The organism is Terrabacter sp. C0L_2 (genome assembly GCF_036352015.1).
GTDB lineage: Bacteria > Actinomycetota > Actinomycetes > Actinomycetales > Dermatophilaceae > Terrabacter > Terrabacter tumescens.
The window spans coordinates 3,374,874-3,387,059 of sequence record NZ_CP143557.1; the positions used below are offsets into that span (position 1 = coordinate 3,374,874).

Below are 12,186 nucleotides of genomic sequence, written 5' to 3' on the forward strand. Positions count from 1 at the left end.
CAGATCGCCCGACTCCGGCATACCCTCATCTGGTGCACACGCGAACGTTGCCGGGCAACCACGGCGCGGTCTTCGCCAGGACGCTCAGCGCCCTGCGAGACGTCCGTCTGCGCTCGGAGGTGCGCCTGACGGAGGTGCCTGCGCCCACGCGCATCGCCCCGTACGCCGCAGCCCTGACCGCCGACGTCATCGACATCGCGGACCCCGACGACGACCTGGCCACCGGCCGGTTCGTCGTGCTGCACGACCCCGCCGCCCCCGACACGTGGGACGGCCAGTGGCGCATCGTCACGTTCGCCCGGGCCGAGCTCGAGCCGGAGCTGGCGGGCGACCCGATGCTGGGCGCCGTCGGCTGGTCCTGGCTCACCGACTCCCTGACCAACCGGGGCCTCGGCTGGACGGCCGAGGCCGGCACCGTCACCCGGGTCGTCAGCGAGAGCTTCGCCGGGCTCGCCGACCGCGAGGCGAGCGTCGAGATGGAGATCCGCGCCTCGTGGACGCCGGTGGGCGGCGACGCCGCCGACCACCTCCGCGCCTGGGCCGACATGCTGTGCACCATCGCCGGCATCCCGCCCCTGCCCGACGGCGTCGTCCCCCTACCGGGGCAGCGACGGTGACGGCAGAGCCGAACGAGCCCACCGACGACGACGCCGCCGACGCCGACCTCGCACCAGACCTCGTCCCAGATCTCGTCCCGCTGACGCACCCGCGCGACGGCGTGCCCGACGTCGTCGTCGACGAGCGCACGCTCATGCGCGCCGCCGAGGCCATCGGCGCGGGCACCGGCCCCGTCGGCATCGACGCCGAGCGCGCGTCCGGCTACCGCTACGGCCAGCGCGCCTACCTCGTCCAGATCCGCCGGGAGGGCTCCGGGTCCTGGCTCATCGACCCCATCGCCTGTCCCGACCTCTCCCCCGTCGGCGAGGCCATCGGCGACGCCGAGTGGATCCTGCACGCGGCGACCCAGGACCTCCCCTGCCTCGCCGAGGTGGGCCTGCGGCCCCAGTCGCTCTTCGACACCGAGCTCGGCGGGCGCCTGGCCGGGCTGCCCCGCGTCGGGCTCGGCGCCATGGTCGAGCACTACCTCGGGCTGCAGCTCGCCAAGGAGCACTCCGCCGTCGACTGGTCGGTGCGTCCCCTGCCCGAGCCGTGGCTTCGGTATGCCGCGCTCGACGTCGAGGTGCTCGTCGACCTGCGTGACGCGGTGGCCGCCGAGCTGGCGTCGCAGGGCAAGATCGCCTGGGCGACCGAGGAGTTCGAGCACCTGCTCGACTTCACCGGCCCCGAGCCCCGCGTCGACCCGTGGCGGCGCACGTCCGGAATGCACAAGGTGCGAGGCCGCCGTGGCCTCGCCATCGTGCGCGAGCTGTGGCTCTGGCGCGACGCCGTGGCGCAGCAGCGCGACACCTCGCCGGGGCGGGTCCTTCCCGACGCGGCGATCAGCGAGATCGCCATCGCCAACCAACGGGCCACCAAGGCGCCGCGCACCGTGGGCTCCGCCGAGCCTCGGCTCGCGCGGTCGATCCGGCGCCACCAGGAGGCGATCATCGAGGTCGTGGGGCAGGCCCTCGCCCTGCCCGAGGACGACCTGCCCGTCCTGTCGCTGCCGCCGAGCGGCCCGCCGCCGCCCAAGGCGTGGGCCGACCGCGACCCCGTGGCCGCCGCACGCCTCGCCCGGGCCCGCGAGCTGCTCGGTGCCGTCTCCGAGGAGCTGGCCGTCCCGGTCGAGAACCTCCTGACGCCCGACCTGCTCCGCCGCTTCCTCTGGGAGGGGCCGGCAGCCCCGACGACCGCCGAGGTCGCCGACGCCCTGATGGCCCTCGGTGCCCGCCGCTGGCAGACGACGATCACCGCGCCGTTGATCTCGCTCGCCTGCACCGAGAATCCCCCGGCCTGAGCCGGCCGACCGGTCGTCGAGCCGCGGTGTCGCAGCGGTCCCTGGACCGCGCCGGCGTCGATGCTCGCGTTCGTGAGGATGGTCACCCGAGCGCCCATCCCGCGCGAAGTTACCGGGAAGTAGTATCGAGGAGGCCGCGCTCCGCCGCGGCCCGATGCCGGCGCCCGACGCCGGCCCATCGACCCTGATCCACCGCGATCACCCTCGATCCACTGGGAGGCACTGTGCCCCGCGCACTCAATGAGGTCGTCTTCGTCGACGGCGTCCGGACGCCCTTCGGCAAGGCCGGCGACAAGGGCATGTACGCCCAGACCCGCGCCGACGACCTCGTCATCCGGTGCATCCGCGAGCTGCTGCACCGCAACCCCAACCTGCCCAAGGACAAGGTCGAGGAGGTCGCCATCGCGGCGACCACCCAGATCGGTGACCAGGGCCTGACGCTCGGCCGCACCGCCGCCCTCCTCTCGGGCCTGCCGAACACGACCCCCGGCTACTCGATCGACCGGATGTGCGCCGGCGCGATGACCGCCGTGACCAACACCGCGAGCTCGATCGCGTTCGGTGCCTACGACATCGCCATCGCCGGCGGCGTCGAGCACATGGGTCGCCACCCCATGGGTGAGGGTGTCGACCCCAACCCGCGCATCGTCGCCGAGAAGATCGTCGACCCCGACGCGCTCGTCATGGGCAAGACCGCCGAGAACCTCCACGACCGCTTCCCGCAGCTGACGAAGGAGCGCTCCGACGCGTTCGCCGTCGGCAGCCAGGACAAGCTCGCCAAGGCGTATGCCGACGGCAAGATCCAGCGCGACCTCGTCAGCGTCGCCACTCGGCACGCCGAGAAGGGCTGGGGCCTGGCCACCACCGACGAGCCCCCGCGTCCGGGCACGACCGTCGAGGACCTCGGCGAGCTCAAGACGCCGTTCCGCGCGCACGGCAACGTCACCGCCGGCAACGCCGCCGGTCTCAACGACGGCGCCACGGCCTGCCTGCTCGCCTCCGAGCAGGCAGCGACGGAGCTCGGCCTGCCGGTGCGCATGCGCCTGGTCTCCTATTCCTTCGTCGGCGTCGAGCCCGAGGTCATGGGTGTCGGCCCGGTGCCGGCCACCGAGAAGGCCCTGGCCAAGGCTGGCCTTACGATCGAGGACATCGGCCTGTTCGAGCTCAACGAGGCGTTCGCCGTGCAGGTGCTCGCCTTCCTCGACCACTTCGGCATCGCCGACGACGACTCGCGCGTCAACGAGTACGGCGGCGCCATCGCCACCGGCCACCCGCTCGCCAGCTCGGGCGTGCGCCTCATGACCCAGCTCGCCCGCCAGTTCGAGGAGCACCCCGAGGTGCGCTACGGCCTGACCGCCATGTGCATCGGCATCGGCATGGGCGGCGCCGTCATCTGGGAGAACCCCCACCACGAGGCCTACGAGTCCTCGACGAGCACGACCGACGAGGAGGTCGCCAAGTGAGCACCACGACGACTGAGAAGGCAACGACCGCAGCCGATTTCGCGACCGAGGTCGTGACGCACACCCCCGTGCAGGACGTCGCGCTCCCGGGTGGTGCGGGCACGCTCGCCCTCGTCACGCTCGACAACGGCTTCGACCACACCAAGCCCAACACCTTCGGCCCGCAGTCGATCGCCGGCCTCACCGCCACGGTCGCCCGCCTGCGCGAGCGCGCCGAGGCCGGCGAGATCGTCGCCGTCGCCGTCACCGGCAAGCCGTTCATCTTCGCCGTGGGCGCGGACCTCACCGGGGTGCCGTTCATCGGGTCACGCGACCAGGCGATCGAGATCGCGCGGGCCGGCCACGCGGCATACGCCGCCTTCTCCGACCTGCCCGTCCCGACGTTCGCGTTCGTCAACGGCGCAGCCATGGGCGGCGGCGTCGAGCTGGCGCTGTCGGCGACCTACCGCACGATGAGCGCGGGCGTGCCCGCCGTCGCGCTGCCCGAGGTCTTCCTCGGCCTCGTGCCCGGCTGGGGTGGCTGCTGGATGCTGCCCAACCTCGTCGGCATCGAGAAGGCACTCACCGTCGTCATCGACAACCCGCTGAGCCAGAACCGCATGCTCAAGGGGATCGACGCGTACAAGCTAGGCATGGCCGACGTGCTGCTCGAGCCGGCCGACTTCCTCGAGGAGTCGATCGCCTGGACCGCGCGCGTGCTGTCCGGCGAGGTCACGGTCGAGCGTCCCGACGTCGACCGCGACGAGACGGCGTGGGACGCCGCGATCGCCAAGGCCAGGAAGCTCGCCGACGTCAAGACCGGCCGTCAGGCCAGGAGCCCGTATGCCGCGCTCGACCTGCTCTCGGCCGCGCGCACCGCGACCCGCGAGCAGGGCTTCGCCGCCGAGGACGAGGTGCTCGCCGACCTTCTCATGAGCGACGAGCTGCGGGCCGGGCTCTATGCCTTCGACCTCGTCCAGAAGCGTGCCAAGCGCCCGGCCGGGGCGCCCGACAAGAGCCTCGCCCGGAACGTCACCAAAATCGGCATCGTCGGTGCCGGTCTCATGGCGAGCCAGCTCGCGCTGCTCTTCATCCAGCGCCTGCAGGTGCCGGTCATGCTCACCGACATCGATGACGAGCGGGTCGCCAAGGGCGTCGGCTACGTCCATGCCGAGCTCGACAAGCTGGCGGCCAAGGGGCGGCTGAACCCGGACAAGCTCAACCGCTACAAGGCCCTCGTGACCGGTTCGACGAGCAAGGACGGCTTCTCCGACGCCGACTTCGTCATCGAGGCCGTCTTCGAGGAGATGTCGGTCAAGCAGCAGGTCTTCGCCGAGGTCGAGGCCGTCGTCTCGCCCGAGTGCGTCCTGGCGACGAACACCTCGAGCCTGTCGATCGCCGAGATGGCCTCGAAGCTCGAGCACCCGGAGCGGGTCGTCGGCTTCCACTTCTTCAACCCGGTCGCCGTCATGCCGCTGCTCGAGGTCATCCCGGGCGAGCGCACCGACGACGCCACTCTCGCAACGGCCTTCGCCGTCGGCAAGGCGCTGAAGAAGACGTGCATCCGCGCCGCGGACCGCCCGTCGTTCATCGTCAACCGCCTGCTCGGCCGCTTCATGGGCGAGGCCGCGAAGATCTTGGACGAGGGCACCCCGATCGAGGTCGTCGACCGCGCCTTCGCGGGCCTGGCGCCGATGCCGCCGTTCGTCCTCATCGGGCTCGTCGGCCCGGCCATCGCGCTGCACAACGGCGAGACGCTCGTGAAGGCGTTCCCGGACCGCTTCTACGCCTCTCCGACGCTCCAGCGGATCGTCGCGGCCGGCAAGCGCGGCTTCTACGACATGAGCTCCGGGCGCCCGATCCTCGACCCCGAGGTCGCCGAGCTCATCGAGAAGCCCGCCGACCCGGTCGTGCTCGACCTGGCCCAGGTGCGCGAGCGCGTGCTCACGGTCCTCGCCGACGAGGCGCGCCGGATGCTCGACGAGGGCGTGGCCCAGGCCCCGATGGACATCGACCTCGCGATGATCACCGGTGCCGGCTTCCAGTTCTGGAACGGCGGCATCACGCCGCTGCTCGACCGCACCGGCGTGGCCGAGGCGGTCACGGGATCCCGCTTCCTGCCGCAGGGTGTCGCGAACGCGCCTGCCTGAGCGACATCGGGACGAAACGCCACGAGCCGGGACACCACGTCCCGGCTCGTGGCGCGTCACGACCCCCGCGGATTTGCCGTAACTCATATATGAGTTAGCCTCGAGGTCGTGTCTCAGACCTACCTCACCCGGATCGGCGGACTCATCCGCGACGCGCGACGCCACAAGGGGATGACCCAGTCGGACCTCGCGGAGCTGCTCGGCACCTCCCAGGGCGCCGTGACCCGCATCGAGCAGGGCAAGCAGAACCTCAGCCTCGACATGCTCGCCAAGATCGGTGACGCGCTCGACTCGGAGTTCGTCTCGCTCGGCCACTCCGGCCCGCAGCACCTGCGCATCGTCGGCGGCCAGAAGCTCACCGGCTCGATCGACGTCAAGACCTCGAAGAACGCCGCCGTCGCGCTCCTGTGCGCCGCCCTGCTCAACCGCGGCCGCACGACCCTGCGCAGCCTCGCCCGCATCGAGGAGGTCAACCGCATCCTCGAGGTGCTCGCCTCGATCGGGGTCCGCACGCGCTGGCTCCCCGACAGCAACGACCTCGAGATCATCCCGCCGGCCGAGCTCAACCTCGACGACATCGACGTCGCGGCGGCCCGCCGCACGCGCACGGTCATCATGTTCCTCGGCCCGCTGCTGCACGAGCACGAGGCCTTCCAGCTGCCGTATGCCGGGGGCTGCGACCTCGGCACCCGCACCGTCGAGCCCCACTTGGCAGCCCTGCGCTCCTTCGGGCTCGAGGTGACGGCCACGCACGGCTTCTACGAGGCGCGCTCCGACCGGTCCGTCTCGCCCGAGCGTGCCATCGTGCTCACCGAGCGCGGCGACACGGTCACCGAGAACGTCCTCATGGCAGCCGCCCGCCACCCGGGCACGACCGTGATCCGCAACGCGAGCCCCAACTACATGGTCCAGGACCTGTGCTTCTTCCTCGAGAAGCTCGGCGTCCGTATCGAGGGCATCGGCACGACGACCCTGACCGTCCACGGCATCGCCGACATCGACGTCGACGTCGAGTACTCCCCCAGCGAGGACCCGATCGAGGCCATGAGCCTCATCGCGGCCGCCGTCGTCACCGACAGCTCGATCACGATCCGCCGGGTGCCCATCGAGTTCATCGAGATCGAGCTCGCGACCCTCGACGGCATGGGCATGAAGTACGACCTGTCGCCGGAGTACACCTCGGCCAACGGCAAGACGCGCCTCGTGGACCTGACGACGATCCCGGGCCCGCTGCAGGCCCCGACCGACAAGATCCACCCGATGCCGTTCCCGGGCCTCAACATCGACAACCTGCCCTTCTTCGCGCTCATCGGGGCGGTCGCCGAGGGCAGCACGATGATCCACGACTGGGTCTACGAGAACCGGGCGATCTACCTCACCGAGCTGACCAAGGTAGGTGCCAAGGTGCAGCTGCTCGACCCGCACCGCGTCATCGTCGAGGGCCCGACCCGCTGGCGGGCGGCCGAGGTCGTGTGCCCGCCGGCCCTGCGCCCCGGCGTCGTCGTGCTGCTCGCCATGCTCGCCGCTCCCGGCACCTCGGTGCTGCGCAACGTCTACGTCATCAACCGCGGCTACGAGGACCTCGCCGAGCGCCTCAACGCCCTGGGCGCCACGATCGAGGTCTTCCGCGACATCTGATCTTCACGGTGCGGGTCATGGCCGAGACCGGCTCTGACCTGCACAGATACTCCGGTCCGGAGTGGCCAGTATCCGGTTTTCGCACCACTTTCGCACGCAGGTCGGTCCTGGGTGGGCCGGGCGGCCTGTCCTGCACGGTCCTCGAGGGGTGACGACGATCTCGACGGTCTCGCCGGCCGCTCGACCCGCGCGAGGAGCGCGAGGAGCGCGAGCGGACGGAGCGTCCTGCCGCGCGGCTCCTGCCCAGCTGGTCCGGCGCCAGAGGTTCCGGCGCTGCAGGGACGCGTCCAGGTGGGCCCTCCCGTGCGACGGCGTACGCCGGCTCGAGGATCGTGCGCGCGAACTCGTCGCCCGGGTCGGGGTCGGGGTCGGGGGTGGCCTGGCTGCCCCGGACGGACGACGACGTGGCTGGCGGGCCTGGACGCGACCCGTTGCCAGACTCCAGGGGATTCGGCCCGCGCCACCCGCGGCTCCTCGTCGGGGGCGCCCGGGGCGGCGGCTCGGTCCTCAACGCTGCGGGCAGCAGGTAGCCGGCCTCCTCGCGCCGTCCGCGGGCCACTGCGCGGCCACCTGGCGCGCCGTCAGGGTCGTCGGCCTACTCCCCCAGCCGGACGACCGGGACGAAGGCTGCGAGATCGCTCGGGTTGCGATGTCGGTCGTACTCGCGCAGCAGACGGATGTAGTCAGCCTTGTCCAGGTCCCAGTCGTACTCCCACACCGGCTCCTCCGTCAGCGCGAGGTGGGCCTGCTGGGCGGCAGCGAACACCAGGTCAGCAGCAGCCGGGTGGTGCGGCCGTTGCCGTCGGTGAACGGGTGGATACGCACCAGCTCTGCATGCGCGGCGATCCCGAGCTGGCGTCCGGTCCAGTCCGAGGTGTGCTCCCAGCGGTAGCGCAGCGACTCGAGTGACGCACGGATGTCGACGGCGACCATGGGGGGCGGCACGCCGATGTTCAGCTCGACGGCGCGGTAGGTCCCCGCCCACGCCCAGATGCGCTCGAAGAGCCGGTGGTGCAAAGCACGGAGGAAGTGGTCGGTGAGCAGCTCGGCCACCTCGAGAGCCCCTCGGACGGTATACGTGTCGTCGAGGCGGTAGTTTCCTGACTCCGTCACGGCGTCGACGCCCACGAGGATCACGGTGAGCAGCTCGACGGCGGCGGCCTCCTGCTCCGCCTGTTCGAGGTCGTAGACGGCAGCCTTGAGCACCGGTTCGCCGAGCACCTCACGCACCTCAGGAAGCAACCACTGAAGCTCGTCTCCGGGAACCGGTGTCTCGCCGTACCCGGGAGGAAGCGACATCAGCCGCGTGGTGACCGAGCTGCCAGGAACTGGGAGACGCGTTCGGAACGCTGGAAGCCCGCGGGAACAGAACGCCGCTCGAGCGCTGCCGACGACTTGGTGGACCGTGATGCTGCGCGCTTCACGGCCTCCTTGGAAACGACTCGCTTGGTCACGCGGCACCTCCTTCCAGTTCGCCTCTGGTGACAATCGTAACGGCTGAACGGCTTCCCACCAGGATTCGGCGCCGGGCGGCTGAACGACACTGTCGATGCCGCCCCGACCGGGCCATCCGGGCCGGCCAGTCGGTGTGACGTCTGCCCCGAGTTCTCTGGCCAGCTCATCGACGCCCCCCCCCCCCCGGACGCAGCCCCTGTCGGTGGCGATCTCGGCAGGGACGACCGACGACCTTCCGCCGGCGGAGGCCCGGGGCTCCGAGCCGATCACCGGCCACCCGGCGCGTCGTTTCAAACCTTCACACCTGGTGTGTAGAGCACTACACTTTGAGGATGCGCGAACCGATCGCCGCACACGCTCGAAGCCCCGGCAAGGGCCCCGCTAGGCGCGCACCCGCGACAGCCACCGCATGAGATTGGCGTTGCCGGCGAGTGTGACCCACGTCACACGGATGTGCCTCGGCACCTGACTGCGCTCATCCCGCCGGTCCGGACGGACGTAGTCATGACATCAACCCATGACACCGTCCAGCCCGACATCGCCGACCCGATCTACACGATCGAGCATGTCGCCCGACTCCTGCACGTGAGCGTCGACCGCGCCCGCGAGTACACCTACCAGGATGCCTTCCCGGCACCGTTCATCCTCGGGGCACGCCACCTCTGGGACCGTCAGGAAATCCTCGACTGGGTCCGCAGCCTGCCTCGTCGGACCCGCACCCAGCAGGGCGAGGCGTCTTCGACGCCAGCCAACGGCCATCACACCGAAGGCGACACCGTGACCGGCACCGGCACCGGCACCGGCACCGGGACCGGCACGACGGCCGTGCCGGCGACGCCTTCGGCCGATGTCGAGAGCATGCCGCTGCCCCGCCCCATCAAGGACTACTCGCCCCGCGCCGGAAGGAGCGTGTCGCGATGACCGCCCGGACCACGACCACCTTGGTCAGGAACGACCCGGTCGCATACGTCGGACGCGTGAGCGTCCTCGCGCCCGCAGGCTCCGACCCCTACTACCGACTCACCTGGCGCAAGCCGGACGGCAGGCGCGGTGGCACGAGCGGCGGCCGGACGCTTGACGGCGCGATGAGCAAAGCTGCTCCGATCGACGCGAGCCTTGCCCGCGCCATGGGTCCGCGCGGGCTCACGCCCCTGCGAGACCTCGTCACGGAGTACATCAACGCCGACGACCAGAACCAGCGCGAAGAAGGCGCCCCGTGGAGCGGCAACCACCTCACCCAGGTGCAACGACGTCTCAACCGGATGATCCGGGGCCGCGAACACGTGCAGGCGATGCAGCTGGACCGCGACCTTGCTGACATCCTGCGCTCCCAGGGCGGCACCCGAAACAGCGTCGACCACAACACGTCCGCGCTACGAGGCCTGCTGATCTGGGGTCACCGTCACAAGTACTTCACTGCAGAGCAGGCCGAGATGCTGCCCCCCGGAGCAGTCCGTGTCGTTCCCGCCCTGAAAGGTACCGCCGCTCCCAAGCGCGCCAGCCGCGCCCGCGATGTCAGCGAGAACCCGAACTTCATCCGGGACGAGGACGCTCCGAGCATCGCCCGCGTCGTGGCGCTGGCGACGGAGTTCGACAAGATCTTCCCGGCGTGGGGACGTCTCGCGGTCGAGCTGGCGTGCGACGCCGGGCCCCGATGGGGCGAGCTCTTCCAGCTGACCGCCGACGACGTCACCTTCGTCAAGCGAGGAGCAGTGATCGCGATCAACTGGCAGATCGACGCCTCCGCCAGCGTCCGCGAGGGCGACAACCGGCGCAAGCTCCCCAAGGGTGAGAAGACCCGCCGCACCGTCGCGCACAAGCGCTCCATCACCGGCTACAAGCTCCTGAAGGAGCTTCGCGCGCGATGCGAGCAAGCCCGGGTCGAACAGGCCGCCGGGACCAACCCGGAGGCTCTGCTCTTCCCGGCGCCGCGGGGCGGGATGTTCCACCACAGCCCGTTCCATGAGCAGTACTTCACGCCGGCGGCGCTCGCAGCCGGGTGGCCCACGCAGACGTGGGTCGAGACGTGCGACGAGTGGAACAGCGACACCCGCCGCTACGAGAGGGTCTCGCGGGAGTGCGTGCAGTTCGACCTCGTGTGGCACTCCATGAGGCATCGTTTCGCCCGGACCTGCGTCGACGTGCATAACCTGCAGCCGGGCCAGCTCACGGCGGTGGGCGGCTGGGAGGACACGAACGTCGTCAACGAGCGCTACTACCGCAGCGGGCGCGAGCACCTCGAGTCGGTCATCGCTGCCCTGTGACGCCGCGAGCGACACCTCCGGACGGGTCCGCCGCCGAGGGTCGCCACCCGCTGGACCACGCATCCGGCGCGCCCCTCGGCGCGCCGGATGCTCTCGTGCGCCGCCAAGGTCGCCCGGCTCACGGCGTCGCGGTGAGGCGCTGCCGACGGCTGATGGCCGACGGGCAGTTGGAGCCGGCACTGAAGCGATCACGGCCATCGGCGGCGCAACAACGGCACCTTGGTGTCACAGTGACACTATGGGTGAGCTGTCGGGTGGCGGGAGGCGCGGCAGTGCCCGCGGATGCGATCGTCCCGCGCATGCTGACTCCCGCGAGGCTCGTGCGGCAGACGCGCCCGCCGGCGAGCCGCGTCACCGGCCAGCGGTTCTCGCGACCCACCGTGAGCGACTCCGTGAGTTCGTCCAGATGGAGGCTGCGCACCTCGCGTCGAGCGGCGACCCCCTGACCGTGACACGACAGGTGGGTGACTTCTTCGCCGTTCTGCTCGGCGAGCTCGAGCGGGTCGCCGACGTTCGCCTCCGGGCCCTGAGCACCCTGCGCGACGAAGGCTGGTCGTACGACCGGATTGCCCGGGCCAGCGGCCTGTCCAAGGCGCGAGTGGCTCAGCTCGTGAGAGACGCCGGGGCTGCCCTCCCGTGCGGCCCGGACCTGGTCCGCCCGCGTCCGCCCGGGTCACCCGGGTCGTCCGCGTCACCCGGGAACCCGTAACCGCAGTGGGGGCCTACGGCTCGTGCGCTGTCGGCAGGCACGAATGCCGGTGCCGGGTGACGGCGCTGTGCGTCGGCCCAAGAGTCAGCCGTTCTTCGCACGTTGGCGCCGCCCCCGGACGCCGCGACGCGGTTGGTCAGACCTGCGGCGTCTCAGGTGAGATCTTCCGCCCCTGCCGGCGCTGTGGTGTGTCAGCGCCGATGTCCGGCAAGCTGTGCGTTGGCCGCCTGGACCCGGCCGCCCCGGGGTGGGGTCTCCGCGGCTCTGGCGACGTCAGTGCCTGGGGGCGATCCGCACCCACGTCACGGTGAGGTCGACGGCGGGGTCGGGCGTGGCGGGCGACGTGCGGTTCGACCATTCGGCAAGCCGATCTGCCAGCTCGGGGCAGCGGTACACGTGCACGTCGTCTCTCGCCTGCGGTGTGAGCTCGCGGGTCACGTCCTGCTCGTGGTTCTCTCGTGTTCGTCCCTGCCGTGTGGGTGTGCTCTGCGGTGTGGTCATGCAGGAGACCGTGCAGACCGGCGACGACCTGTCATGAGGGTTCAGCCGCTGGGGCCTCTGCCCCGTCCTCGGTGTCCGGTCAGCGACATCCCTTCGGCCGACTCCGGGAGAACCCGCTGGACGGCTGGAC

General features: G+C 70.9%; 10 protein-coding genes. 7 read left to right on the forward strand and 3 right to left on the reverse strand.

Features of this window, described 5'->3' with window-relative positions; all coding sequences use genetic code 11:
• The first annotated feature begins 32 nt into the window (after nucleotides 1-32).
• The 5 genes from U5C87_RS15445 to U5C87_RS15465 all read left to right on the forward strand — a co-directional run bounded on the left by U5C87_RS15445 (nucleotide 33) and on the right by U5C87_RS15465 (nucleotide 7,127).
• Nucleotides 33-617, forward strand: coding sequence for a DUF3000 domain-containing protein (locus U5C87_RS15445; RefSeq protein WP_030146214.1), 585 nt, complete (start codon nucleotides 33-35; stop codon nucleotides 615-617).
• Nucleotides 614-1,897, forward strand: a complete 1,284-nt coding sequence (locus tag U5C87_RS15450; protein ID WP_330473405.1) for an HRDC domain-containing protein — start codon at nucleotides 614-616, stop codon at nucleotides 1,895-1,897. The genes U5C87_RS15445 and U5C87_RS15450 overlap by 4 nt, the downstream gene beginning before the upstream one ends.
• A 224-nt stretch (nucleotides 1,898-2,121) precedes the next feature.
• Nucleotides 2,122-3,360, forward strand: coding sequence for a thiolase family protein (locus tag U5C87_RS15455; RefSeq protein ID WP_330473406.1), 1,239 nt, complete (start codon nucleotides 2,122-2,124; stop codon nucleotides 3,358-3,360).
• Nucleotides 3,357-5,489: a 3-hydroxyacyl-CoA dehydrogenase NAD-binding domain-containing protein gene (locus U5C87_RS15460; protein WP_330473407.1), complete on the forward strand. Its 2,133-nt coding sequence runs from the start codon at nucleotides 3,357-3,359 to the stop codon at nucleotides 5,487-5,489. The genes U5C87_RS15455 and U5C87_RS15460 overlap by 4 nt, the downstream gene beginning before the upstream one ends.
• A 108-nt stretch (nucleotides 5,490-5,597) precedes the next feature.
• On the forward strand, nucleotides 5,598-7,127 hold the full coding sequence (locus U5C87_RS15465) for a helix-turn-helix domain-containing protein (protein ID WP_330473408.1): 1,530 nt from the start codon (nucleotides 5,598-5,600) through the stop codon (nucleotides 7,125-7,127).
• Between the two features lie 595 nt (nucleotides 7,128-7,722).
• Here the strand turns inward: U5C87_RS15465 and U5C87_RS15470 are convergent.
• Together U5C87_RS15470 and U5C87_RS15475 are read right to left on the reverse strand one after the other, a co-directional pair.
• Nucleotides 7,723-7,893: a hypothetical protein gene (locus tag U5C87_RS15470; RefSeq protein WP_330473409.1), complete on the reverse strand. Its 171-nt coding sequence runs from the start codon at nucleotides 7,891-7,893 to the stop codon at nucleotides 7,723-7,725.
• On the reverse strand, nucleotides 7,857-8,348 hold the full coding sequence (locus tag U5C87_RS15475; RefSeq protein WP_330473410.1) for a Fic family protein: 492 nt from the start codon (nucleotides 8,346-8,348) through the stop codon (nucleotides 7,857-7,859). The genes U5C87_RS15470 and U5C87_RS15475 overlap by 37 nt, the downstream gene beginning before the upstream one ends.
• Nucleotides 8,349-9,086: 738 nt before the next feature.
• Here U5C87_RS15475 and U5C87_RS15480 point away from each other — a divergent pair.
• Both U5C87_RS15480 and U5C87_RS15485 read left to right on the forward strand, forming a co-directional pair.
• A complete protein-coding gene (locus U5C87_RS15480; RefSeq protein ID WP_330473411.1) occupies nucleotides 9,087-9,503 on the forward strand; it encodes a helix-turn-helix transcriptional regulator in 417 nt (138 codons plus the stop codon).
• A 56-nt stretch (nucleotides 9,504-9,559) separates the two neighbouring features.
• On the forward strand, nucleotides 9,560-10,846 hold the full coding sequence (locus tag U5C87_RS15485; RefSeq protein ID WP_330473412.1) for a hypothetical protein: 1,287 nt from the start codon (nucleotides 9,560-9,562) through the stop codon (nucleotides 10,844-10,846).
• A gap of 982 nt (nucleotides 10,847-11,828) precedes the next feature.
• On the opposite strand, the gene U5C87_RS15490 is transcribed toward U5C87_RS15485, so the two are convergent.
• Nucleotides 11,829-11,993, reverse strand: a complete 165-nt coding sequence (locus U5C87_RS15490; protein ID WP_330473413.1) for a hypothetical protein — start codon at nucleotides 11,991-11,993, stop codon at nucleotides 11,829-11,831.
• Nucleotides 11,994-12,186 lie beyond the last annotated feature (193 nt).

Bases quoted from the DNA above. Each gene is read 5' to 3' on its own strand.
- U5C87_RS15480 (WP_330473411.1), top strand. From the start codon at position 9,087: ATGACATCAACCCATGACACCGTCCAGCCCGACATCGCCGACCCGATC.